The following is a 25418-nucleotide window of genomic DNA, read 5'->3' on the forward strand; positions in this document are numbered from 1 at the left end:
TTCACAACGAACGCGTGGAGGTACGCAGGTGAGCGCCCAGGTCACCCCACCCCGGGGGAGCGGTACCGGCAACGGCATGTTCCGCACCAAGTCCGTCGAACAGTCGATCCTCGACACCGAGGAGCCGGAACACGCGCTCAAGAAGTCCCTCTCCGCCCTGGACCTGACGGTCTTCGGCGTCGGCGTCATCATCGGCACCGGGATCTTCGTCCTCACCGGAAAGGTCGCCAAGGAGACGGCCGGCCCCGCCACCGCCATCGCGTTCGTCGCGGCGGGCGTCGTGTGCGCGCTGGCCGCCCTCTGCTACGCGGAATTCGCCTCCACCGTGCCGGTGGCCGGTTCCGCGTACACGTTCTCGTACGCCTCACTGGGCGAACTGGTGGCCTGGATCATCGGCTGGGACCTGGTGCTGGAGTTCGCGCTGGGCACGGCGGTGGTCGCGGTCGGCTGGTCCGGTTACGTCCGCTCGCTGCTGGACAACGTCGACCGGCCGATGCCCGCGGCGCTCTCGGGGCCGGACGCGGCGGAGGGATTCGGCTTCGACCTGCTCGCCTTCGTCCTGGTGCTGGCCTTGACGGTCATCCTGGTCGCCGGCATGAAGCTGTCCGCCCGGGTCACCTCGGTGGTGGTGGCGATCAAGGTCGGCGTCGTCCTCATGGTGATCGTCGCGGGCCTGTTCTTCGTCAAGGCCGAGAACTACCGGCCCTTCGTCCCTCCGGCCGAGAAGCAGCCCGCGGGCTCGGGGTGGGACGCCCCGCTCGTACAGCTGATCTTCGGCTACGAACCCACGAACTTCGGCGTGATGGGCGTCTTCACCGCCGCCTCCATCGTCTTCTTCGCCTTCATCGGCTTCGACGTGGTGGCCACCGCGGCCGAGGAGACCAAGCTGCCCCAGCGCGACCTGCCGCGCGGCATCCTCGGCTCGCTCATCATCTGCACGGTGCTCTACGTGGCGGTCTCGATCGTGGTCACCGGCATGCAGCACTACAGCGAACTCTCCGTCAGCGCCCCGCTGGCCGACGCCTTCAAGGCCACCGGGCACCCCTTCTACGCCGGTCTGATCAGCTTCGGCGCGGCGGTCGGCCTCACCACGGTCTGCATGATCCTGCTGCTCGGCCAGACCCGGGTCTTCTTCGCGATGAGCCGCGACGGCCTGCTGCCGCGCTTCTTCTCCCGGACGCACCCGCGCTTCCGCACGCCCTACCGCCCGACGATCCTGCTCGGCGTGCTGATCGCCGTCATCGCGGGGTTCACGAGCATCGACGAGCTGGCCACGCTGGTGAACATCGGCACGCTCTTCGCGTTCGTCGTCGTCGCGCTCGGCGTACTGGTCCTGCGCCGCACCCGCCCGGATCTGCCCCGCGCCTTCCGGACCCCGTGGGTGCCGGTGCTCCCCATCGCCTCGGTGGCCGCCTCGGTCTGGCTGATGCTCAACCTGCCGGTGGAGACCTGGCTGCGGTTCGCCGTGTGGATGGCGCTCGGGGTGATCATCTACTTCTCGTACGGGCGCTCCCACAGCCGGATGGCCGAGCCGGGGCGCTGAGGGCCGTCCCCGCGCGGTGGCAGCGGCCGTACCGTACGGGGGCCCACGCACCGGGCCCCGTACGCCTCGACCCGCTGCCGCAGCCCGCGGTCGGCGGTGACGACGACGCAGTGCCGGTCCGCGGAGGCCCCGGCCGCCAGCTCGGCGATCAGGTCGTCGCCGCTGCCGGGGGCCGAGTCGACCCGCACCCCGGCCACGGACGCGACGCCCCGGGCGGCCCCTTCGACGACGAGCACCAGCTCGACGGGGCCGGGCAGTCCCGGCAGCCCGGCCGCCGCGTACGGGACCAGCGAGTCCCGCAGCCGGGCCGCCGCCCCGCGCCGGTCCCGCCACCACCCGTCCGGCACGGAACCGACCACATTGGCGGCGTCCACGATCACCAGCACCGCGTCGTCGTCACTCATGCCGGCAGGGTGTCACGGGAGGCGCGGTACGACGGGCCGTCAGCCACCGGTGGCGGGGGACTTCTTCGCTTCCTCGGGGATCGTGGCGTCCTCGCGGATGGCCTTCCACAGCTGACCGGCCTGCGGTTCGGCGGCGATCACCCGGTTGTCGTCGATCGTGTCGTACTTCACCGGCAGCATGATGGTCTCCATGGATGCCGGGTCGACGCCGTTCATCGAGCGGGCGAACTCCGCCAGCGAGGTGAGCGAGGCGAGCCCGGAGTCCGTGGTGAGCGCCTTGGTGGCCGAGTTGGCGATCTTGTAGGAGCTGGCCGGACTGCCCAGCAGGTCCTGCGACTTGACCTCGCTGAGCAGAGCCAGGAGGAACTGCTGCTGGAGCCCGATGCGGCCGAGGTCGCTGCCGTCGCCGATGCCGTGCCGCGTCCGGACGTACGCCAGGGACTCGGTGCCGTTCAGCTTCTGCGGGCCCGCGGTGAGGTGCAGGCCGGACGCCTTGTCGTCGATGTCCTGGGGCACGTCGACGGTGACCCCGCCGATGGCGTCGACCAGGTCCTTGAACCCGGCGAAGTTGATCTCCAGGTAGTGGTCGATGCGGACGCCGGACATCTTCTCCACCGTCTTCACCACACAGGCCGGGCCGACCTGGGCGTAGACGGAGTTGAACATGACGCGTTCCTTGCCCGCCACCTCGGAACCGTCGTCCTTGACGCACTCGGGCCGGGTCACCAGGGTGTCGCGCGGGATGGAGACGGCGACGGCCTTCGACCGGCCTTCGGGTATGTGCACCACCATCGCGGTGTCGGAGCGCGCACCACTGACGCTCCCACCGCCGCCCAGCTCCTTGTTCTCCGCCCCGGCGCGCGAGTCGGAGCCGAGGACCAGCAGATTCTGCCCGCTGGTGGGCAGCTTCTCCGGGCGGTCCTCACCGAGCGCCTTGTCGATGTCGACGGCCTTGATGTTCCCGTCTAGCCGGCTGTAGAGCCAATAGGCGGTTCCGCCGGCGGCGAGCAGCAGGACGAGCAGGACACTGAGCGTGATCTTGAGGCCGCGGCGGGATTTGCGAGGTTTGGCCAAGCGCCGGGATGCGCGGGGGCCCGGAGGCATGACGTCGTTGCTCATCCTGTTTCGAGTCCCTAGGTCTCGCGGCCCCGTGGGGCTGTGGCGGGTGGACTCGGGTGGGGGGAGGGCCGGTCCGACATGCGTGGTGCGTAGAACTATAGACAACGGGTCGAGCGCTCGTGCGAGTCCTATGGGACACCGCACAGTCGTGCGGCCGTCATGACTGCGTTGCTTCGCACGGGATCTTCATCTTCTGAGCGCCAGCTGTTCGCTCGTTGTGAGGGTCTAGGATGAGTCCGATTCGAAATCACGTGCCATGGGTCGAACGTCTGGAAGGGTGACTCGGAACGATGCTCGGACGGACTGCCCGCCCGGCCGCCAGGGTCGCTCCCGCGGTCGGCACCCTGCGGGGAATCTGGCTCGCCAAGGGCAGGGACGGGAGCCTTACGGTCTACGCTCCGGCCGAGGGCGGACTTCGGCGCTGGACGGAGACCCGGCCGGGGGCGCGTGACTGGGGGCAGCCCGCCCTCGTCCCGGTAGCCGGCCTCACCCACCTCTCCGTGACGCAGGACGCGAACGCGTACGTGCACTTCGTCGGCCGCCGCGAACGGCAGAAGGCCGACGGGCGGACCATCGTCGATGTCGTATACGCCATCCAGTACCAGACGGGCCGCCCCGTCTCCGAGTGGCGCTCGCTGGGGAATCCGCACAAGGACGCGGAGTCGGCCGGCCGGCTCGGGGAGCCCGTGGTCGTGGTGACGCCCTCGGGAATGGTGCACATCTTCGTCCGGAACGCGGGCGGCGGACTGGCCCTGCGCAGGGAGCAGAGCGACGGCAAGTGGCGGCCCTGGGACGACCGCCGAGGCAGCGGCATCGCGTCGACGCTCGCGGCGATCGCCCTCGCGTCCGGTCGGATCGAGCTGTTCGCGACCACGACGGACGGGATCCTGCACTGGTCGCAGCGGACCCCGGGCGGGGCGCTCGGGGAAGGGCATCCGGCGCGCCTCGCGGCGGCGCCGGGCACCGTGGCGGTCCTGGAGACGGGGCCCGACCGGCCCACCTACTACTGGACCGACCCCGCGGGCCACGGTGTCGTGGCCTACCGGGCGGGGGCCTGGCCGACGGCCCTGGGCGGGACCCCGGGCGAGGGCCCGCACGCCGCGCTCCGCGTACTCCTGGACGGATACGACTGCACGGTGCTGGCCCATCGCGGCGTCGACGGAAGCGCCGTGGTCGGAGTGGGCGTCACCGAGGACGAGGGGAACGGGGTCTGGTGGTCGGACACGGGAGTGCAGTGCCTGGGGACGCCGGCTCTGGCGCTGGACGTCTTCGGCCGGGTGGTGATGGCGGTCGTCGACGAGGACGGGGTTCCGCGAGTGGCCCGGCAGACGGACGGCCCGGGCCTGACGCTCTCGGAGTGGCGACGACTCTGATGCGGGCACTCCGCACGCGGGCCATCGGCCCCACGTTCGCTTTCTCGCGCGCAAAGGCCGGCGATATCAGATCGCCGAGACCCGTCGAAGGTTGTGCGCGGCGCAGTATGGCGCATGTCACGCGGAAGTGTCGAGTGCATCGTTGAGCTATGCGCAGGATCTGCACATTGACATCTTTTAACGTTCACTTAAGATTTGCGTCTGACGCAACAGTTCGAGAGCTGGGCCGCAGGCGATCGACGGGGGTGTGCCCGATCTTCGAGTCGACGGGGATTCGTCGGGGGCAGTGTGCGGTGGTCGGGAAGTTGTCATTGCGCAGGTGATTGCCCTGCGTCGAACTGGAGTGTGAAGTATGGTCGCCGGGCCCCGTTTGAGTGTCATCGTTCCCTTTCAGGACGTTGAGACGTACCTCACGGAGTGCCTGGAGTCCATCGCGCGCCAGACCTTCCGTGACTTCGAAGTGATCATGGTGGACGATGGTTCCACCGACACCTCCACCGCGATCGCTCAGAGGTTCTGCGCGGCTGACCCGCGCTTCCGGCTGATCCAGCAGGAGTCGCACGGCCCCGGGCACGCCCGCAACACCGGGCTCCGCGCCATGCATCCGGACGGCGAGTTCCTCGTGTTCGCGGACGGCGACGACGTCATCCCCGAATACGCCTACGAGTTGCTCGTCCGTACGCTGACCGAATCCGAATCGGATTTCGTCTCCGGCAATGTCCAGATGATGAACTCCACCAGGAAGTGGCAGTCGCCGCTCCACAAGGGCCCCATGCAGCGGGATCGGAAGGGCACGCACATAACGCGCTTCGAGGCCCTGATCTACGACCGAACCGTGTGGAACAAGGTGTTCCGCCGGTCCTTCTGGGACCACCACTTCATCGAGTTCCCCGAGGGCGTCCTCTACGAGGACTCGTGGGTGAACATGTTCGCGCACTTCCGGGCTAGCAAGGTCGACGTCATCACGGACATCGTCTACTTCTGGCGTCGCCGCGACGGTGGTGCGGCCCCGTCCATCACCCAGCGCCACACCGAGGTGTCCAACCTGCGCGACCGTGTCGCCGCCGTACAGTCGGTGAGCCGCTTCCTCGGGCAGCACCGCTCGCGGCAGTTCCGGGAGCACAAGCGCAAGTACGATCTCGCCTGCCTCAAGTCGGACCTCATGCTGCACCTCAAGGTGCTCCCGGACGCGGACGACGACTACCGCGACGCGTTCATGCACTGGGCCCAGGAGTTCCTCGCCGAGGCGGACTACGACATCATCGAGGAGCTTCCCGCCGACGCCCGTGTCAAGTGGCTCCTCGTCCACCAGGGTCGGCTCGACGAACTCCTCGATGTCCTGGAGTTCGAGCGCAAGGGCGGTCCGCTGCCGGTCCGCCGACGGCTGCGCCGCTACCTCAACTATCCGCACCTGGAGAACCGAAAGACCGGTCTCTACAAGAGTGACTACCGGCTCGACAAGGAGCTCTCCCCCTACAGTTCGCTCTCCGAGGCGGAATGGGACGGCGACTCCCTGGTCCTCAGGGGCTCCGCCTACATCAGGTTCATCAATGTGCACAAGCGGCACATGTCTACCAAGATGCTCGCCCTCCGCAACAAGAAGTCCGGCAGTAAGCTCGTCAACCTGGCCAGGACGACCTACTTCCCGCAGGCCACCGAATACTCCAACCAGAGCCGGTACTGCTACGACTGGGCCGGTTTCGAGAGCCGCTTCGACGTCACCCGGCTCCAGCGGAAGGGCCAGTGGGTCGAAGGGACCTGGGACGTCGCCGCCGGCGTGTTCAGCCGGGGCCTGTTCCGGTACAAGGGCATCGGCCGGGGCAGTGCCGGAACGGCCGCCAATCCGGCATACCGCTATGTCGACAAGAACACCCGTATTCTCCCTCTCTTCATGCAGGGCAGTCTGAAGCTCCGCGTGGAGATCGTCCGCAGCCGCATCACCCGCCACCGGGTGGTCGGAAACCATCTGGAGATCGGTGGGGTCCTGCTGGCCCCCGGCATCCCCGAGTGGGGCAAGTTCCGTGTCACCAGCATGAACGGTGCCGGCCGGCACGACGCCCGGATGACGTTCCAGCCCGGCGGCGAGGGTTGGTGCACCTTCGCCACCCGTATTCCGCTCACCAGTCTCGTCCCCGGCTCCCGGGCGACCGGCGACACCGTCCCGCAGGCGTGGACGATGGGCAGCAACGGCTGGAAGGTCACCCTCCACCTGGAGGGGCGGAAGACGCCGCTCTACCCGGTGATGGCCCAGGACGTCGAGGACGGCCACTACCGCATGCCCACGGCGCTCCAGACCGAGGAGCGAGACCGTGAGGTCGTCGTCCACCGCAACGGCTCCGGCTACGTGGTGATCTTCGAGCGCGCCGCCCTGCCACTGCTCAGCGACGGCGAGTGGCTCGCGGACGGCTCGCTGGAACTCGTCTGCGACTACGCCGGAGCGGACCTGCTTCCACCCGCCGAGCGGATCAGCGCCCACCTCGTCGTACGTTCGCGTGCACACGGAGCCGAACGGGCGGTGCCGATCCAGTGGGACGGGCGGCGGTTCCGTTCGGTGCTGACCCCGGCCGCCATGCGTACCCTCGCCGGAGGCATTCCGCTCGCCGCCGGCCGCTGGGACTTCTTCCTGCGCCGCCAGGACCCGTCGGCGGTGGCCCCGGAAGACCGCTCCCCGGACCTCATGGTCAAGATCGGTCAGGGAATCATCCCGTCCATGCCCCAGAGCCTGGAGGTGGGGGAGCGGCGCTACGAGCTCCAGGCCGAGGCGTACGACAGGCTGTCGATGCTGGTGCATTCCGCGATGCCCGAGGACGCGCGAGGGCCGTACCGGCAGAAACTGCTGCGGACCAAGGCGTACCCGCAGGCCCGGCGTGAGCCCGTTCGCCCCGCCGTGCTGTTCGACGCCTTCAAGGGCACGCAGTACTCCGACAGCCCCCGCGCGGTCCACGAGGAGATGATCCGCCGGGGCGTGGACCTCGAACACCTCTGGGTCGTACGGGACGACCAGGTCGACGTGCCGCCGACGGCACGACCCGTGCGCATGTGGTCGCCCGACTGGTACGAGGCGCTGGCGACCTCCCGATACGTGGTGGCCAACAACCACCTCCCCGACTGGTTCGCCAAGCGCCCCGACCAGATCGTCGTACAGACCTGGCACGGCACCCCCCTCAAGAAGATCGGCCACGATATCGAGTCGGTGCACTTCGCCGACCAGCGATATCTGGAGCGGGTGGAGAAGGAGGTGCAGAACTGGGACATGCTCGTGTCGCCCAACAGCTTCTCCACCCCGATCCTCCAGCGGGCCTTCAAGTTCCCCGGCGAAATGGTGGAGTGCGGCTACCCGCGCAACGACATCCTGCGCCGCCCCGGCATGGAGCGCCGCGCCGCGGAGATCCGGCAGCGGATCGGCCTGCCCCACGGCAAGCGCATCATCATGTACGCCCCCACCTGGCGCGACGACCAGTTCTACGCGCCGGGGAAGTACAAGTTCGACTTCAGGATCGACCTCGACGACGCCCGGGCGAGGCTGGGGGACGACCACGTCCTCATGGTCCGCCGCCACCCCAACGTCGTGGACCCCGTTCCCGGCGCGGGCGACGGCTTCGTCTTCGATGTTTCCGACTATCCGGACATGGCGGACCTGTCGCTGATCAGTGACGTGATGATCACCGACTACTCGTCCCTGATGTTCGACTACGTGAACACCGGGAGGCCGATCCTGTTCTTCACCTACGACCTGGACCACTACCGGGACACCCTGCGCGGTTTCTACTTCGACTTCGAGCAGAGCGCCCCGGGCCCGCTGCTCTACGAATCGGCCGAACTGATCTCCGCCATCCGGAACATCGACCGCATCGAGATGGAGTACACCGATCGCTACCGCTGGTTCCAGCGAGAGTTCTGCGACCTGGACGACGGATACGCCTCCGCCCGGTTGACGGACCGCATCCTGGTGGCCGGAGGGGATCTGGAACCGGACCAGGCCCGCGCGGGAGAGCCGCACGTCACGTCGCACCAGCCGCGTGAGCACCTCGTACAGGCAGTCCCCGGCGACCACGGGCAGCGACCGGAACCGTCCGTCTCGCGGCCGACCACCTACACCGTGACCGCAGCGCAGTACTCCGCGAGGACGGACTCCCTTCATGTCTAAAGCAGTGTCGAGCCGCACGACCATCACCGGGATCGAAGCCTCCGGCGCTTATCCGGTCCACTACCGGTTCTCCCACGCCAAGAGCGGCAACCGGCACTTGGTGGTGGTCTTCGCCAACTTCTCGGCACCGGACGACTACGGCTGGTCGAACGGCGTCTTCGACAACGTGCGAGCCAACATCCTCTGGGTGCGGGACATGTTCGACGGCAAGAACAGTTACTACCTCTGCAAGGACATGGACTTCGAGCTCGAGCGGTCCGTCATCACACTGATCTCGAACGTGATGAACTCCCTCGGCCTCACCCCGGACCAGTGCACGATGTGGGGCGGTTCGAAGGGCGGCAGCGCGGCGCTGTTCTTCGGCCTGAAGTACGGATTCCGGAACATCGTCTCCATCGTGCCGATGTTCCGGATCGGCACGTCGGTGCAGAAGCGTCCGGTCATCGCGGACTTCATGATGGGCGGCCACGTCACCGAGGAGAAGATCCGCGTCCTCGACAGCGTTCTTCCCGACCTCGTGCGAGCGGGAGCCAACCCCTCGGCCAATCTCTACCTGTTGTCCTCGCCCCAGGACGAGAACTACCAGGTCCAGGTGGAACCCTTCCTGGGTCTCTTCCAGAACTACGAGAACTTCAACTTCATTTACAGCGACTCCCCCTTCATCACCGACCACACGACGGTGACCCGGCGCAACGTTCCGGCGCTGATGGGGCTGCTCAACCTCCTCGTCGACGGCATCGCCCCCCGGATCGGATTCGTCACCAACGGTCATGAGCAGCCCGACGTCGGCACGTCCGGGATCGACGGGTACCTGAAGGCGACGTCGCAGGTGCGTGCCTCCTTCGCGGCTCCCTCGGTCGACAGCCCCTCGCCCGGCGAACACGTGCACACCGGGGTCGTGGAGTTCAGCGGTGCGGCGCCGGGAGCGGTGCGGCTGAGCTTCTGGGAGAAGGGGAAGTACATCGGGTCTCCGAAGGTCGGCCCGGACGGAAGGTGGGTCTGGACCCGGGAACACGGCTGGTCCGCGGGTGAGCACGTCATCCGCATGTTCGCGGTGGACGCGACCGGATTCCACTCGCCGCGCACAGAGGTCCGGTTCACGGTTCCCCCCGGTGGCACGGCCGCACCGGCACGGCCGGCGGCCGTGGGGGCTTCCGCGGCCGCCGCGGGGGGAACCGCCCCTGTGACTCCCGCGCCTTCCCTGGCTCCTGCGCCCCCCGTGGTGACGCAGCCCGCGCCGGACCAGCACTTGCCGGGGCCGGGAGTCGTCATCGCCGGGTATGCCCCGGGCGCGCTCCAGGTGGCGTTCGCCGAAGGGGGCGTGTCACTGGGAGCGACCGTGGTGGCCGCCGACGGGACCTGGACCTGGGACGCGCGCTGGGCTTGGCCCCAGGGGCCCCACCGGGTCGAGTGCTACGCGATCGACGGGCAGGGCGGGGAGTCCCACCGCAGCCAGGTCGGCTTCCACGTGGCCAGCGCCTTCATCCCATCGGCGGCCCCGCACGAGGCCCCCCGATACTGACGCCCCGGGCCGGTCCTGGCCGGACCGGCGACCAGGCTCTCCGCCGCACCAGATTGGAACCTTGAGCCGTGCCAAAAGCAGCCCCGACCCGTCCCTTCGAGAACGGGATCGACGCCTCCGGGACGTATCCCGTGGAGTACCGGTTCTCCCATGCCACCAAGGGCAGCCAGCACCTGGTCGTCGTGTTCGCCAACTTCTCCGTCCCGGGCGACTTCGGCTGGTCCAACGGGGTGTTCGACAAGCTGCGCTCGAACGTCCTGTGGATCCGTGACCGCTTTCACGGGAAGAACAGCTACTACCTGTGCAAGGGCATGGACTTCGGCCTGGAGCAGTCGGTCGCCGGTCTCATCTCGAACGTGCTGCGCTCACTCGGCCTGACGCCTGACCAGTGCACGATGTGGGGCGGCTCCAAGGGAGGCAGCGCCGCGCTCTACTTCGGTCTGAAGTACGGCTACCGGAATATCGTCGCCATCGTTCCGCAGTTCCGGATCGGCACCTACATCCTCAAGTACCCCTCCGTGGCGGCGCACATCATGGGCGAGGTGACGGAACAGAACACCCGGGCGATCGACGACGTCATCGCGAACCTGGTGCGTGCGGGAGCGAACCGCGATGCCAACATCTACGTTCTCTCCTCCCCCCAGGACGAGCAGTACCCGGAGCAGGTGGAGCCCTTCCTGCCGCTCTTCGCCGGCTACGAGAACTTCAACTTCATCTTCAGCGACTCTCCCCACATCTCCGACCACGCTCGTGTGACCAGCAGGAACGTACCCATGCTCATGGGTCTCCTCAACTTCCTCATCGACGGTGTGGCCCCGCGGCTCGGGTTCGTGCGCAACGGCGGGGAGCGTCCGGACGCCGACCGGTCCGGGATCAAGGCGTTCCTCCGGGCGACCGCCAAGGTCCAGCCGGGGTTCGCCCCTCCGGTGGTCTTCACGCCGGCCTCCGGCGGGACTGTGTACGAGCAGAGCGTCGTGTTCCGCGGGAGTGCGCCCGGCGCGGTGCGGCTCAGCGTCTGGGAGCGGGGCAAGTTCCTGGCATCGCCCGAGGTCGCCCCGGACGGGTCCTGGAGCTGGCAGGCCGAGCGGGCGTGGAGCGTGGGCGACCATCCCGTGCGCATCCTCTCCGTGGACGCCGCCGGCTACCACTCGCCCTGGGCCGAGGCGAACTTCACCGTGGCCGGTCGGGCGGAACCGGCGTCCGGGCAGATGGCCGAAGCCGCGCCGGCCGGGGCCGCGTTCCCGTCGCCGCCCGCCGTGGCCGTGCCTCCGGGCCCGGTGGTCGTCCACCCTGCCCCCGGGCAGCATGTGCCGGGGCCGGTCATCGGCCTCCTGGGCCACGCCGTCGGCGCGGTGCGGGTGGAGTTCGTCGAGGGCGGGCTGCGGCTTGGCACGGCCCCGGTCGGTCCCGACGGCGGATGGTCATGGGAGTCGGGGTGGTCCTGGACCCAGGGGCCGCACACCGTGGAGTGCCACGCCGTCGACCCGCACGGCAACCTGTCCCCGCCGGCCGTGGTCGCGTTCAGCGTCGTGAACGCCGATGCCGCGCCTGCGGGTCTCCGCTACTGAACGGTCAACCGGTGGTGACCCGCATCAGCAGGGCCCAGTGGTCCGAGGCCGGGGAACGGACCACGGAACATTCCTCCCGAGGCAGATCGCTGAAGAGATAGTCGATCTTGTACCCGCTGCGATGGGTCTTCCGGGCCTCCCCGGACGACGCGGACTGGTCGCACTCGCGGTAGACGCCGTACGGGCCGTCGACCCGGGCCCAGACTCGCGATCCGGCCTGCTCCGGCGGGCCGGTGTTCAGGTCGCCGCCGAACACGGTGCGCGGTCCCGCCGCCCCGACCAGCGCCCGCAACTGCTCCGCGCGCAGTTCGGACGTCACCGAACCGACCCCGTCCCTCTGGGGATTCAGGTGGGCGGTGCAGATCCGGACGTCGTCCTCCGGGACCGTGGCGCAGAGGACGGACCGGCGCATACCGGCGTCCGGCTGCGGCAGGGAGACGTCGGTGACCCGATCCAGGGGCACGGCGGAGAGAATCCCGTAACCCGCCGTGCCCCGCCCGTCGCCCGTGCAGCGGGCCGTCGCGGTGCCGCGCTCCTTCCGGACCGCCGTGTACGGGCGGAACAGGCTGTGCCACTCGCCGCCCAACGACGTCTCCACGGTGGCCAGGTCCTCGGAGCACATCTCCTGGAGCAGGACGACGCGCGCCCCCGACTCCCGTACGAGGGCCTCGATGCGCGCCCGCTTCTCCTCGGCCGACCCCGTGTTCTCACAGTTCCACTGGCGTACCCCGCAGACGTTCCACGTCGCGACGGACAGGGTGCCCGGCGTGTCGGCATACGGCCGCCCGGCGGCGTCCGGGGCCGGCGGGGTCCCGCCGAACAGCCGGAGGCCGAGGGCCAGTCCCGCCAGCGCCGCGAGGAGCCCGGCCCCCGCCACCCACAGCAGCCCGAGCCGTGCGCCGTGTGGCGAGCCCGTTCGTCGTCCTGGCATCTCCCGGCCTCTCCTCGGCATGACGGAGCGGGCCGCACAGCCTCTCGGCCGTGCGGCCCGCTCCGGGACCACTTCTACACCATGGTTACGCAGGCACGCTCGCCACGCCCTGCTCCAGGAACGGCTTGCCGTTCACCCGCTGGGAGACGCCCTCGCGGTCCAGGTACGGTGTGATGCCGCCCAGGTGGAAGGGCCAGCCCGCACCGGTGATCAGGCACAGGTCGATGTCCTGCGCCTCGGCGACGACGCCCTCGTCCAGCATCAGGCCGATCTCCTGCGCCATCGCGTCGAGCACGCGGTCGCGGGTCTGCTCCTCGGTGAGGACGGTGTCGCCCTGCTTGAGGAGGGCCGCGACCTCGGGGTCGAGGACCGGCGCGCCGGAATCGTAGACGTAGAAGCCGCGCTTGCCGGCCTTCACGACCGCCGCGAGGTTCTCGGAGACCGTGAAGCGCTCCGGGAAGGCGCGGTTCAGGGTCTCGGAGACGTGCAGGCCGATGGCCGGGCCGACCAGTTCCAGGAGCACCAGCGGGGACATCGGCAGGCCGAGCGGCTCGACGGCCTTCTCCGCGACCTCGACCGGGGTGCCCTCGTCGATGACGTTCTGGATCTCGCCCATGAAGCGGGTGAGGATGCGGTTGACGACGAACGCCGGGGCGTCCTTCACCAGGACCGCGGTCTTCTTCAGCTTCCGCGCCACACCGAACGCCGTCGCCAGCGAGGCGTCGTCGGTCTGCTCGCCGCGGACGATCTCCAGGAGCGGGAGGATCGCGACCGGGTTGAAGAAGTGGAAGCCGACGACCCGCTCGGGGTTCTTCAGCTTCGACGCCATCTCGGTCACCGACAGCGAGGAGGTGTTGGTGGCGAGGATCGCGTGCGCCGGGGCGACCGCCTCGACCTCGGCGAACACCTGCTGCTTGACGCCGATCTCCTCGAAGACGGCCTCGATGATGAAGTCCGCGTCCGCGAAGCCCTCGGCCTTGTCGAGGACGCCGGAGACCAGGCCCTTGAGGCGGTTGGCCTTGTCCTGGTTGATGCGGCCCTTGCCGAGCAGCTTCTCGATCTCGGCGTGGACGTAGCCCACACCCTTGTCGACGCGCGCCTGGTCGATGTCCGTGAGGACGACCGGGACCTCCAGGCGGCGCAGGAACAGCAGCGCCAGCTGCGAGGCCATCAGACCCGCGCCCACGACGCCGACCTTGGTGACCGGGCGGGCCAGGTTCTTGTCCGGGGCGCCGGCCGGGCGCTTGGCGCGCTTCTGGACCAGGTTGAAGGCGTAGATGCCGCTGCGCAGCTCGCCGCCCATGATCAGGTCGGCCAGCGCCTGGTCCTCGGCGTCGAAGCCGGCGGACAGGTCGCCGTCCTTCGCGGCCGCGATGATGTCCAGCGCGCGGTACGCGGCCGGGGCCGCGCCGTGCACCTTGGCGTCGGCGATGGCCCGGCCGCGGGCGACGGCCTGGTCCCAGGCGTCACCGCGGTCGACCTCGGCACGCTGAGGCGTCACCGAGCCCTTCAGTACGTTCGCGGTCCAGATCAGCGACTGCTCCAGGAAGTCCGCACCCTCGAACAGCGCGTCCGCGATGCCGAGTTCGAAGACCTGCTTGCCCTTGAGCTGGCGGTTCTGGTTCAGCGAGTTCTCGATGATCACGGAGACGGCGCGGTCCGCGCCGATCAGGTTCGGCAGCAGCGCGCAGCCGCCCCAGCCGGGGACCAGGCCGAGGAAGACCTCGGGCAGTGAGAACGCCGGGACCGCCTTGGAGACGGTGCGGTAGGTGCAGTGCAGACCGACCTCGACACCGCCGCCCATGGCCGCGCCGTTGTAGTACGCGAAGGTGGGGACGGCGAGGCCGGCCAGGCGGCGGAAGACGTCGTGGCCGCCCTTTCCGATGGCCAGCGCGTCCTCGTGGCGGCTCAGCAGCTCGACGCCCTTGAGGTCGGCGCCGACCGCGAAGATGAACGGCTTGCCGGTGATGCCGACGCCTGTGATGGTCCCCTCGGACGCCTCCTTCTCGACCTGGTCGATCGCGGCGTTCAGGTTCGCCAGCGACTGCGGTCCGAAGGTGGTCGGCTTGGTGTGGTCCAGGCCGTTGTCCAGCGTGATGAGGGCGAACCGCCCGGCGCCGTACGGCAGCTCCAGGTGGCGTACGTGCGCCTGGGTGACGACCTCGCCGGGGAACAGCTCGGCCGCACCCTTCAGAAGCTCAGTGGTGGAGCTCACTTGTTGCCTCCGTCAGCGTTGAAGTGCGGGTTCTCCCAGACGACCGTGGCGCCCATGCCGAAGCCGACGCACATGGTGGTCAGGCCGTAGCGGACCTCGGGCTGCTCCTCGAACTGCCGGGCCAGCTGCGTCATGAGCCGGACACCGGAGGAGGCCAGCGGGTGGCCGTAGGCGATCGCGCCGCCGTACTGGTTGACGCGGGCGTCGTCGTCGGCGATGCCGTAGTGCTCCAGGAAGGCGAGCACCTGCACGGCGAACGCCTCGTTGATCTCGAAGAGACCGATGTCGGAGATGGAGAGACCGGCCTGCGCCAGCGCCTTCTCGGTCGCCGGGATCGGGCCGTAGCCCATGACCTCCGGCTCGACGCCCGCGAAGGCGTAGGAGACGAGGCGCATCTTGACCGGGAGGCCCAGCTCGCGGGCGACGTCCTCGGCGGCGAGCAGCGAGGCGGTCGCGCCGTCGTTGAGGCCCGCGGCGTTTCCGGCCGTCACACGGCCGTGGGCGCGGAAGGGGGTCTTCAGGCCCGCGAGGGACTCCATCGTGGTGCCCGGGCGCATCGGCTCGTCGGCGGTGGCCAGGCCCCAGCCCGTCTCACCGGCCTCGGCGTCGGTGCGGCGCACCGAGACCGGTACGAGGTCCTGCTGGATCTTGCCGTTGGCGTACGCCTTGGCTGCCTTCTCCTGCGAACGCACCGCGTAGGCGTCGGCGCGCTCCTTGGTGATCGTGGGGTAGCGGTCGTGCAGGTTCTCCGCCGTCATGCCCATGAACAGGGCGGACTCGTCGACCAGCTTCTCCGACACGAAGCGCGGGTTCGGGTCGACGCCCTCGCCCATCGGGTGGCGGCCCATGTGCTCGACGCCACCGGCCACGACGACGTCGTACGCGCCGAACGCGATGGAACCGGCCGTCGAGGTGACGGCGGTCAGCGCGCCCGCGCACATGCGGTCGATCGAGTAGCCGGGGACGGACTGCGGCAGACCGGCCAGGATGCCGGCGGTACGGCCGAGGGTGAGGCCCTGGTCACCGATCTGCGTGGTCGCGGCGATGGCGACCTCGTCGATCTTCTTGGGGTCCAGGTCCGGGTTGCGGCGCAGCAGCTCCCGGATGGCCTTCACGACGAGGTCGTCGGCGCGGGTCTCGTGGTAGATGCCCTTGGGGCCCGCTTTGCCGAACGGGGTGCGGACGCCGTCGACGAAGACGACGTCCCGGATGGTACGAGGCACGGTGGCTCTCCTCCAGGGTGCGGGGTGGCACTGCTGCGGGGTGCGTCACGGGGACGTACCGCCGGTCATCATGCTACTTGCGGGTAACCAGACTGCCCACCCCCCACGGCCGGAGCGTCGAAGGTCACACCGCCCCGGCGCCCGGTACGGGCCGCCGAAGCCGCTGCGGGACGGAGGAAGGGCGCGTGAACCTGGCGCGATTTCGACCCTCGGTCCGGCGCGCCCAAGGGGCCCGGGACGCGGAAAACCCCCGGTCGGTGACCGGGGGTGTCCGCTGCGTCACGGGATCAGGAGGCGTTCAGCGCCCGGACCAGGAGCGGGGCGACCTGCTGGATCTGCCAGTTCCGCGCCCCGTACCCGGCGAGGGCGTCCTCGACGGTGCCGGGGGCCGGGTTCTTCGGCGGCTCCCAGCAGATCCGGCGCACGGTGTCCGGGGTGATCAGGTTCTCCTGGGGCATGCGGAGGCGTTCGGCCAGCTCGGAGACGGCGGTGCGGGCGGCCGAGAGCCGGGCGGCGGCGGCCGGGTCCTTGTCGGCCCAGGAGCGCGGCGGCGGAGGTCCGGCCGGCTGCTGCCCGGGCTGCGGCAGCTCCGTCTCGGGCAGCGCCTTGGCCCGCTCCACGGCCGCCTGCCACTGTTCCAGCTGACGGCGTCCCATGCGGTGGCCGAATCCCGGCAGCGCGGTCAGGGCCTGCACATCGACCGGCAGCGCGAGGGCGGCCTCGACGATCGCGGCGTCGCCGAGCACCTTGCCCGGCGAGACGTCACGGCGCTGGGCCACCAGGTCACGGGCGGTCCACAGCTCCCGGACGACCGCCAGTTGCCGACGGCGGCGCACCTTGTGCATGCCGGACGTGCGGCGCCAGGGGTCCTTGCGGGGCGGTGCGGGCGGCGCGGAGGCGATGGCGTCGAACTCCTCCCGGGCCCACTCCAGCTTGCCCTGCCGCTCCAGCTCCTCCTCCAGCGCGTCGCGCAGGTCGATCAGCAGCTCCACGTCGAGCGCGGCGTAACGCAGCCACGGCTCGGGCAGCGGGCGGGTGGACCAGTCGACCGCGGAGTGGCCCTTCTCCAGGGCGTATCCGAGGACGTTCTCCACCATCGCGCCGAGACCCACGCGCGGGAAGCCCGCGAGCCGACCGGCCAGCTCGGTGTCGAACAGCGAGGTGGGCGTCATGCCTATGTCCCGCAGGCACGGCAGGTCCTGGGTCGCCGCGTGCAGGATCCACTCCGTGCCGGTCAGCGCGGAGCCGAGGCCCGAGAGGTCGGGGCAGCCGACGGGGTCGACCAGGGCGCTGCCCGCGCCCTCGCGGCGCAGCTGCACGAGGTAGGCGCGCTGGCCGTAGCGGTACCCCGAGGCGCGTTCGGCGTCGACGGCCACCGGGCCGGTGCCCGCGGCGAAGGCCGCGATCACCTCGGCGAGGGCGTCGTGGGACGTCACCACCGGGGGAACGCCCTCGCGTGGTTCGAGCAAGGGGATCGGCGCCGGGGCGACGTCGTCCGGGGGAGCGCCCCCGGTGGTTCGCAGTGATGTGTCTGCTGCGGTCTCTTGGGCGTCGGTCACGTGTCAAGGGTATCTGTGTATGCGCGGAGCCCGTCGACGGAATGTTCCGTCGACGGGCGGCCATGCGCGTATTCCAGCCGGAGGCGCATCGGTGCACGTCCCGGCGGGGGTGCGGTCAGTGGATGATGCCCGTCCGCAGGGCGACCGCGACCATGCCGGCACGGTCTCCGGTGCCGAGCTTGCGGGCGATCCGGGCGAGGTGGGACTTGACGGTCAGGGCGGAGAGGCCCATCGAGACGCCGATGGCCTTGTTGGACTGGCCTTCGGCGACCAGGCGGAGCACCTCCACCTCACGTCCGGACAGTTCGCGGTAGCCGCCCGGGTGGCTCGGGGACCCGGGAGGCCGGCGGTGCATACGGGCGGCGTTGGCGCCGATGGGGGCGACGCCGGGGCGGGTGGGGTGGCCGATGTTGGTTCGGGTGCCGGTGACGACGTAGCCCTTCACGCCGCCCGCGAGGGCGTTGCGAACGGCGCCGATGTCGTCGGCGGCGGAGAGGGCGAGGCCGTTGGGCCAGCCGGCGGCCCGGGTCTCGGACAGCAGGGTCAGCCCGGAACCGTCGGGCAGGTGGACGTCGGCAATGCAGATGTCGCGCGGATTGCCGACGCGGGGGCGTGCCTCCGCGATGGACGACGCTTCGATGACGTCGCGAACTCCGAGGGCCCACAGATGGCGGGTGACGGTGGATCGGACGCGCGGGTCGGCCACGACGACCATGGCCGTCGGCTTGTTCGGGCGGTAGGCGACCAGGCTTGCGGGCTGCTCAAGGAGAACGGACACCAGGCCTCCTGGGGGGAGTGGCGGGACGGGCCGGCTCGGGGGATGAAGCCGGGGGCGAACCGTGCTTGAAGGGTCATTGACCTCTTCGGCAGCGGACCCGTCCTCCTTTAGGGGAAGATCGCGATTTGGTAAGTAACAATTCGGGCAAATAGGACGCGCGATCGATTGCACGAAAAGAGAGCCGGTGCTTGTGCGATGCGAGTGACGCAGCGTTACGGAACCTGCGGCCCGCGCCGCTGCGGCAGCGTCACCACGGCCGCGTCGGCCGGATCCGACGGCGGGAGTCCCGCGATCTGGCACAGCAGATCGCCCCAGGCCATCAGGTGTGACGCCGTGTCCGGCACCCCGCCCCGCCCCTCGCGCGGCGTCCACGAGGCGCGGATCTCGATCTGCGTCGCCGGACGGCGCGCGGACAGCGCGCCGAAGTAGTGCGATCCGGCGCGTGTCACCGTTCCGCCGGCCTCTCCGTACGACAGGCCCCGCGCGTCCAGCGCACCCGTCAGCCACGACCAGCACACCTCCGGGAGGAGGGGGTCCGCCGCCATCTCCGGCTCCAGCTCCGCCCGGACCAGCGTCACCAGCCGGAACGCGCCCTGCCAGGCGTCGTGCCCCGACGGATCGTGCAGCAGGACCAGCCTGCCGTCGGCGAGATCGTCCTCGCCGTCCACCACCGCCGCCTCCAGGGCGTACGCGTGCGGAGCGAGGCGCTGGGGCGGCCTGGTCGCCTCCACCTCCAGCTCCGGGCGCGGGCGCGCCGAGCGCAGTGCGTCGACCGCCGCCAGGAACGCGGGCGGCACGGAAGGTTCCTCCGCGCGGTCCTTGCCTGCGACGCCATCGGAATGATCGGAAAATTGTCCCTGAGCCGGAGCCATGCGGGGAAGAGTAGGCGGAAGGCGGGCCTCGCGCAGGGAGAGACACCCGTGCGGGGGCGGGCTCCTTCGGCACGCGTGCGAAGATTCTGTGCGTGAGTGCCAACGACAGCCCTTCGGGCCAGCAGACGACGACCTCCGCCAGCCTCGACGCGGTCCGCCACGCCACCCACGACTCGGCGTTCCTGCGGGCCTGCCGCCGCGAACCCGTCTCCCACACGCCGGTCTGGTTCATGCGTCAGGCGGGGCGCTCGCTGCCCGAGTACCTGAAGGTCCGCGAGGGCATCGCGATGCTCGACTCCTGCATGATGCCGGAGCTGGTCGCCGCGATCACCCTCCAGCCCGTACGCCGCCACAAGGTCGACGCCGCGATCTACTTCAGCGACATCGTCGTGCCCCTGAAGGCCATCGGCATCGACCTCGACATCAAGCCCGGCGTCGGCCCCGTCATCGCCGAGCCGATCCGCACCCGCGCCGACCTGGCCCGGCTGCGCGACCTCACCCCCGAGGACGTCCCGTACGTCACCGAGGCCATCGGGATGCTCACCGCCGAACTGGGCGCCACCCCGCTCATCGGCTTCGCCGGGGCCCCCTTCACCCTCGCCAGCTACCTCGTCGAGGGCGGCCCCTCGCGCAACCACGAGCGCACCAAGGCCATGATGTACGGCGACCCGCAGCTGTGGGCCGACCTCGTCGACCGGCTCGCCGAGATCACCGGCGCCTTCCTCAAGGTGCAGATCGAGGCCGGCGCGTCCGCCGTCCAGCTCTTCGACTCCTGGGTCGGCGCGCTGGCCCCCGCCGACTACCGCCGCGCGGTGCTGCCCGCCTCCGCGAAGGTCTTCGAGGCCGTCGCCCCCTACGGCGTCCCCCGCATCCACTTCGGCGTCGGCACCGGCGAACTCCTCGGCCTGATGGGCGAGGCCGGCGCGGACGTCGTCGGCGTCGACTGGCGGGTCCCGCTGGACGAGGCCGCCCGCCGCGTCGGCCCCGGCAAGGCGCTCCAGGGCAACCTCGACCCGGCGGTGCTGTACGCGCCGACCCCGGCCGTCGAGGAGAAGGCCCGCGAGGTGCTGGACGCCGCCGCCGGCCTGGAGGGCCACATTTTCAACCTGGGCCACGGCGTCATGCCGACCATGGACCCGGACGCGCTCACCCGGCTCGTGGAGTACGTGCACACGCAGACCGCGCGCTGAACCGGAGGAGGTCCGGGGCCGGCCCGTGAAGGCGGCCGGCCCCGGCGGACTCGTCAGCTCACCGCGCCCCGCACCGCCGCCACCGCCCTGCGCGCGGCGACCAGCACCGGGTCCCAGACCGGCGAGAACGGCGGGGCGTAACCCAGGTCGAGCGCCGTCATCTGCTCCACCGTCATCCCGGCCGTCAGCGCCACCGCCGCCACGTCCACCCGTTTCGCCGACCCCTCGCGGCCCACGATCTGCACCCCGAGCAGCCGGCCCGTGCGGTGCTCGGCGATCATCTTCACCGTCATCGGCTTCGCCCCCGGGTAGTAGCCCGCCCGCTGCGTCGACTCGATGGTCGCCGTGACGTAGCGCAGCCCGACCGCACGCGCGTCCTTCTCCCGCAGCCCGGTCCGGGCGATCTCCAGGTCGCAGACCTTGCTCACCGCCGTACCGACGACACCCGGGAACGTGCCGTAGCCGCCCCCGACGTTGGAGCCGATGACCTGGCCGTGCTTGTTGGCGTGCGTGCCCAGCGCGATGTGCCGGGTACGGCCCGCCACCAGGTCCAGGACCTCCACGCAGTCGCCGCCCGCCCAGATGTTCTCGTGGCCCGCCACCCGCATCGACAGGTCCGTCAGCAGCCCGCCGTGCGGGCCCACCGGCAGCCCCGCGGCGCGCGCCAGCGCCGTCTCCGGCTCCACGCCGATGCCGAGGACCACGAGGTCCGCCGGATACGTCCCCGCCTCCGTGGCCACCTCGCGCACCCGGCCGTCCGCACCGGTCGTGATCCCGGTGACCGCGGCCCCGTTGACCGTGGTGATGCCCAGTCCGTCCATCGCTTCGTGGACGAGCCGCCCCATGTCCGGGTCGAGCGTCGCCATCGGCTGCTCGCCCCGGTTGAGGACGGTCACCTCGAAACCCCGCTTGAGCATCGCCTCGGCCATCTCGACGCCGATGTAGCCGGCGCCCACCACGACCGCCCGCCGGCCCCTGTCGGAGCCCAGGGCGTCCAGCGAGTCCAGGAGTCCCTGCCCGTCGTCCAGGGTCTGCACCCCGTGCACGCCGGCCGCGTCCATGCCGGGCAGCGCCGGGCGCACCGGGCGGGCCCCGGTGGCGATCACCAGCTTGTCGAAGCCCGTCCAGTACGTCCGCCCGCTCTCCCGGTCCAGGGCCCTCACCCGCCGCCCCGGCACGTCCAGCTCCGTCACCTCGGTGCGCATCCGCAGATCGATGTCCCGCTCCCGGTGCTCCTCCGGAGTGCGGGCGATCAGGTCGTCGCGCGCCTCGACGTCGCCGCTCACCCAGTACGGGATGCCACAGGCCGAGTAGGACGTGAAGTGGCCGCGCTCGAAGGCGACGATCTCCAGCGCGTCCGGCCCCCTCAGCCTGCGCGCCTGCGACGCGGCGGACATGCCCGCCGCGTCACCTCCGATGACCACCAGTCGCTCCGCCGCCATGCCGGGTCCCCTTTCGCCGCTTCGCCGATCCGGCGATTTCGTCCCCACGCTACGGCGCTGGAGCGCCTCCGGGCGCCGGTGCGCCCTCCTGCTCCTCGGCGACCGCCGGGACCGCCGTGCCGGAGCGCGTACGGGCCGCCGTGCGGCGGCGCAGCGCCCGCCGCACCAGCAGCGCCAGGGCCCCGGTGACCAGGAACGGGAACGAGGCCCCGAACGCGACCGCCGTCCACCGCAGCATCGTGACGAACGCGTCCCAGCCGCCGCCCAGCGCGTCCAGGAACCCGGTGTCCTCCTCCCCGCCGTCGTCGCCCGGGGCGTCCGGCGGCGTCAGGTCCAGGGTGATCGTCGCCAGTGACGTACGGTCCTTCAGGCTCGCCCGCTGGGCGAGCAGCGACTCCAGATCGGACTGACGGCTGCTCAGCTCGCCCTCCAGCGCGACCACATCGCTGATCCGCTCCGCCTTGTCCATCAGCTCCCGCACCCGCGCCACACTCGCGCGCTGGGTGGCGATCCGGCTGTCCACGTCGACCACCTGGTCGGTGACGTCCTTCGCGTCGGAGGTGCGCGACAGCAGCTTGCCGGAACCGCTCAGGGCCCGCAGCACCTCCTGGAACCGGTCCTGCGGCACCCGCAGCACCAGGTGCGAGGTCTCGTAGGTGTCGTCGAGCCGCTCGGTGTTCTCCGTCGCCACCAGACCGCCCGCGCCCTCCGCCGCGGCGCGTGCCGCGGCGACGGCCTTCGGCACGCTCTTGACCTCGACGGACAGAACGGCCGTGCGGATGACGTGGGAGGCCGTCGCACCCGGCTTCGGCGGGGCCTTCGCCCCGGACGGCTTCCCGTCCGCCCGCTTCTCGGCCGACGACGCGGCCCCGTCGGCGTCCGCCGGTCCCGTCCCGGCCCGTTCGTCGGCGCGCCCCTCGGGCCCGGCGTGCTCGGCGTCCGCCGTCCGCGCACCGCTGTCCGACGCGTCGTCCGCCGCCCCGCAGCCGCCGACGGCGAGCAGGAGGCCGAGCGCCCCGGCCGCCAGGGCCGTCCGGCGGCGGGCGCGCGCCCGGCGGAGGTGCGCGATGACGGGCCGCCGGACCGCGGACCGACCGGCAGCGCTGTCCACATCCATAACTGGTCCCCCCAGGAAGGTGGTTGATGGTGTCCGTTCGACGTGGCGGCTCCGGGACCGGTTGCCGGACACCGGTTTCGAAGTGGTCACGGTCACGACGCGGCGGGGATTTGAGAGAGTGGTCCCATGCAGCGTTCTCAACAGCGTGCGGAAACGCCCCCGGGCCACGTCGTCGTCATCGGCGGCGGCATCGCCGGCCTGGCCGCCGCCCACCGCCTGGTCGCCACCGGACTGCGGGTCACCCTCCTGGAGGCGACGGACCGGCTCGGCGGCAAGCTCATGACCGGCGAGGTCGCGGGCGTCCAGGTCGACCTGGGGGCCGAGTCGATGCTCGCCCGGCGCCCCGAGGCGGTCGCCCTGGCCCGCGAGGTGGGCCTCGCCGACCGGCTCCAGCCGCCCGCCACCGCGACCGCCTCGCTGTGGACGCGGGACGCGCTGCGCCCGATGCCCCAGGGGCACGTCATGGGCGTCCCCGGCGACCCGGCGGTGCTCGGCGAGGTGCTGTCCCCCGAGGGCCTGGCCCGGATCGCGGAGGAGCGCGACCTCACCCCGACCCCCGTCGGCGACGACGTCGCCGTCGGCGCGTACGTCGCCGACCGGCTCGGCCGCGAGGTCGTCGACCGGCTGGTGGAGCCCCTCCTCGGCGGGGTCTACGCCGGCGACGCCTACCGGATCTCGATGCGCGCGGCCGTACCCCAGCTCTTCGAGGCGGTGAAGGAGGGCGGCCCGCTGCTGGACGGCGTACGCCGCATCCAGGAGCGGGCCGCCGCCCGGCAGCGGACCGGACCCGTCTTCCAGGGCCTCGAAGGCGGTATCGGCATCCTCCCGGCCGCCGTGGCCGACGCCGTACGGGCCGGCGGCGGCGAGATCCTCGACCGGACCCCCGTCCTCGGCCTGACCCGCACGGAATCGGGCTGGGCCGTCCGCACCGACGCCCGGACGATCGCCGCCGACGGCATCGTCCTGGCCACCCCCGCCTGGTCCGCCGGAACCCTGCTGGCCGCCGAGTCCCCGGCCGCCTCTGCCGAGCTGTCCGGCGTCGAGTACGCCTCGATGGCCCTGGTCACCCTGGCCTTCCGGCGGGCCGACATCGAGCGGTACGAGGCCCTGCGCGGCCGCTCCGGCTTCCTCGTGCCACCGGTCGACGGCCACACGATCAAGGCGTCCACGTTCTCCAGCAACAAATGGCAGTGGGTCGCGGGCAGCGCCCCCGACCTGTTCGTGCTCCGCACCTCCGTCGGCCGCTACGGCGAGGAGGACCACCTGCACCGCGAGGACGGGGAACTCGTCGCCGTCTCGTTGCGCGACCTCGCCGCCGCCACCGGGCTCACCGCCCGGCCCGTCGACACCGAGGTCACCCGCTGGATCGGCGGCCTGCCGCAGTACCCGGTCGGCCACCTCGACCGGGTCGCCCGGATCCGCGACGAGGTGGCAAAGCTGCCCGCCCTGCGGGTCTGCGGCGCGGTCTACGACGGAGTCGGCATCCCCGCCTGCGTCGCGAGCGCGCACCGCGCGGCCGACGAGATCGCGGGAGAGATCATCGCCACGTCGACCCTGGTTCGGGGCACGGGGAGCGAGGCGGGACAATAGCCGTATGAGTGCTCCTGAGACTGTGACATCAAGCAAGAGTCCGAACGCCGGCAAGAAGGCCAAGGACCTCAACGAGGTCATCCGCTACACCCTGTGGTCGGTCTTCAGACTGCGCGACGTCCTCCCGCTGGACCGCGCGGGGTACGCCGACGAGGTCCAGGAGCTGTTCGACCAGCTCGCGGCCAAGGACATCACCGTCCGCGGCACCTACGACGTGTCCGGTCTGCGGGCCGACGCCGACCTCATGATCTGGTGGCACGCCGAGACGTCGGACGAGCTCCAGGAGGCGTACAACCTCTTCAGGCGCACCAGGCTCGGCCGCGCACTCGACCCGGTCTGGTCGAACATGGCGCTGCACCGGCCGGCCGAGTTCAACAAGTCCCACGTCCCGGCGTTCCTCGCCGACGAGACGCCGCGCGACTACATCAGCGTCTACCCCTTCGTCCGGTCCTACGACTGGTACCTGCTGCCCGACGAGGACCGCCGCCGTATGCTCGCGGACCACGGCAAGATGGCCCGGGGCTACCCGGACGTCCGCGCCAACACCGTCGCCTCGTTCTCGCTGGGCGACTACGAGTGGGTCCTCGCCTTCGAGGCGGACGAGCTGTACCGCATCGTCGACCTGATGCGTCACCTGCGCGCCTCCGAGGCACGTCTCCACGTGCGCGAGGAGGTCCCGTTCTACACGGGCCGCAGGAAGAGCGTCGCAGACCTGGTGGCCGGGCTCGCATAGCCAGCGAGTCCCGCACCACCCCAACCCGGAAGATCAGAAGGGCGGGCACAGGGCACCGACCGTGCCGCCCGCCGTTCCAGCGACACCGGGTT

The 25418-nt window shown here is 70.8% G+C and carries 18 protein-coding genes; 8 read left to right on the plus strand and 10 right to left on the minus strand.

What is annotated here, in order from left to right:
- Positions 1–76: 76 nt before the first annotated feature.
- A complete protein-coding gene (locus ACIQMU_RS18315; protein WP_402689286.1) occupies positions 77–1543 on the plus strand; it encodes an amino acid permease in 1467 nt (488 codons plus the stop codon).
- On the opposite strand, the gene ACIQMU_RS18320 is transcribed toward ACIQMU_RS18315, so the two are convergent.
- Positions 1492–1947 carry an NTP pyrophosphohydrolase gene (locus ACIQMU_RS18320; protein WP_352240570.1) on the minus strand — a complete coding sequence of 152 codons (456 nt, stop codon included), beginning with the start codon at positions 1945–1947 and terminating at the stop codon, positions 1492–1494. The genes ACIQMU_RS18315 and ACIQMU_RS18320 overlap by 52 nt on opposite strands.
- A gap of 39 nt (positions 1948–1986) precedes the next feature.
- Positions 1987–3066: an LCP family protein gene (locus ACIQMU_RS18325; protein WP_352240571.1), complete on the minus strand. Its 1080-nt coding sequence runs from the start codon at positions 3064–3066 to the stop codon at positions 1987–1989.
- Between the two features lie 290 nt (positions 3067–3356).
- Here ACIQMU_RS18325 and ACIQMU_RS18330 point away from each other — a divergent pair, with 290 nt between their 5' ends.
- From ACIQMU_RS18330 to ACIQMU_RS18345, 4 genes are all read left to right on the plus strand, one after another.
- Positions 3357–4439, plus strand: coding sequence for a hypothetical protein (locus ACIQMU_RS18330; RefSeq protein WP_402689226.1), 1083 nt, complete (start codon positions 3357–3359; stop codon positions 4437–4439).
- A 370-nt stretch (positions 4440–4809) separates the two neighbouring features.
- Positions 4810–8586, plus strand: a complete 3777-nt coding sequence (locus tag ACIQMU_RS18335; RefSeq protein WP_402689227.1) for a CDP-glycerol glycerophosphotransferase family protein — start codon at positions 4810–4812, stop codon at positions 8584–8586.
- Positions 8579–10108 (plus strand): hypothetical protein, encoded by a 1530-nt coding sequence (locus tag ACIQMU_RS18340; protein WP_352240574.1) that lies wholly within the window; start codon positions 8579–8581, stop codon positions 10106–10108. Before ACIQMU_RS18335 ends, ACIQMU_RS18340 begins: the two co-directional genes overlap by 8 nt.
- Before the next feature lie 68 nt (positions 10109–10176).
- Entirely contained in the window at positions 10177–11676 is a 1500-nt protein-coding gene (locus ACIQMU_RS18345; RefSeq protein WP_352240575.1) for a hypothetical protein, read from the plus strand.
- 4 nt (positions 11677–11680) lie between these two features.
- On the opposite strand, the gene ACIQMU_RS18350 is transcribed toward ACIQMU_RS18345, so the two are convergent.
- From ACIQMU_RS18350 to ACIQMU_RS18375, 6 genes are all read right to left on the minus strand, one after another.
- Positions 11681–12607 (minus strand): endonuclease/exonuclease/phosphatase family protein, encoded by a 927-nt coding sequence (locus ACIQMU_RS18350; RefSeq protein ID WP_352240576.1) that lies wholly within the window; start codon positions 12605–12607, stop codon positions 11681–11683.
- Positions 12608–12692: 85 nt separating this feature from the next.
- Entirely contained in the window at positions 12693–14822 is a 2130-nt protein-coding gene (locus ACIQMU_RS18355) for a 3-hydroxyacyl-CoA dehydrogenase NAD-binding domain-containing protein (protein ID WP_402689228.1), read from the minus strand.
- Positions 14819–16045, minus strand: coding sequence for an acetyl-CoA C-acyltransferase (locus tag ACIQMU_RS18360; RefSeq protein WP_352240578.1), 1227 nt, complete (start codon positions 16043–16045; stop codon positions 14819–14821). Before ACIQMU_RS18360 ends, ACIQMU_RS18355 begins: the two co-directional genes overlap by 4 nt.
- 287 nt (positions 16046–16332) lie before the next feature.
- On the minus strand, positions 16333–17604 hold the full coding sequence (locus tag ACIQMU_RS18365) for a ribonuclease D (RefSeq protein WP_352240579.1): 1272 nt from the start codon (positions 17602–17604) through the stop codon (positions 16333–16335).
- 115 nt (positions 17605–17719) lie between these two features.
- A complete protein-coding gene (locus ACIQMU_RS18370; RefSeq protein ID WP_003965521.1) occupies positions 17720–18382 on the minus strand; it encodes a response regulator transcription factor in 663 nt (220 codons plus the stop codon).
- A 212-nt stretch (positions 18383–18594) separates the two neighbouring features.
- Positions 18595–19254 (minus strand): DUF3000 domain-containing protein, encoded by a 660-nt coding sequence (locus ACIQMU_RS18375; protein ID WP_352240580.1) that lies wholly within the window; start codon positions 19252–19254, stop codon positions 18595–18597.
- 92 nt (positions 19255–19346) lie between these two features.
- Here ACIQMU_RS18375 and hemE point away from each other — a divergent pair, with 92 nt between their 5' ends.
- Complete coding sequence (gene hemE / locus ACIQMU_RS18380) at positions 19347–20444, plus strand: uroporphyrinogen decarboxylase (protein ID WP_402689229.1); 1098 nt, start codon at positions 19347–19349, stop codon at positions 20442–20444.
- A 53-nt stretch (positions 20445–20497) separates the two neighbouring features.
- Here the strand turns inward: hemE and ACIQMU_RS18385 are convergent, their stop codons facing one another.
- Both ACIQMU_RS18385 and ACIQMU_RS18390 read right to left on the minus strand, forming a co-directional pair.
- Positions 20498–21886 carry an FAD-dependent oxidoreductase gene (locus tag ACIQMU_RS18385; protein ID WP_352240582.1) on the minus strand — a complete coding sequence of 463 codons (1389 nt, stop codon included), beginning with the start codon at positions 21884–21886 and terminating at the stop codon, positions 20498–20500.
- 49 nt (positions 21887–21935) lie between these two features.
- A complete protein-coding gene (locus ACIQMU_RS18390) occupies positions 21936–23003 on the minus strand; it encodes a DUF4349 domain-containing protein (RefSeq protein WP_402689230.1) in 1068 nt (355 codons plus the stop codon).
- A 126-nt stretch (positions 23004–23129) separates the two neighbouring features.
- On the opposite strand from ACIQMU_RS18390, the gene hemG reads away from it, so the two are divergent.
- Together hemG and hemQ are read left to right on the plus strand one after the other, a co-directional pair.
- Positions 23130–24593 carry a protoporphyrinogen oxidase gene (gene hemG / locus ACIQMU_RS18395; RefSeq protein WP_352240585.1) on the plus strand — a complete coding sequence of 488 codons (1464 nt, stop codon included), beginning with the start codon at positions 23130–23132 and terminating at the stop codon, positions 24591–24593.
- A 4-nt stretch (positions 24594–24597) separates the two neighbouring features.
- Complete coding sequence (gene hemQ, locus ACIQMU_RS18400) at positions 24598–25326, plus strand: hydrogen peroxide-dependent heme synthase (RefSeq protein ID WP_352240587.1); 729 nt, start codon at positions 24598–24600, stop codon at positions 25324–25326.
- The last annotated feature ends 92 nt before the right edge of the window (positions 25327–25418 follow it).

It is taken from the genome of Streptomyces sp. NPDC091649, assembly GCF_044756785.1.
GTDB lineage: Bacteria > Actinomycetota > Actinomycetes > Streptomycetales > Streptomycetaceae > Streptomyces.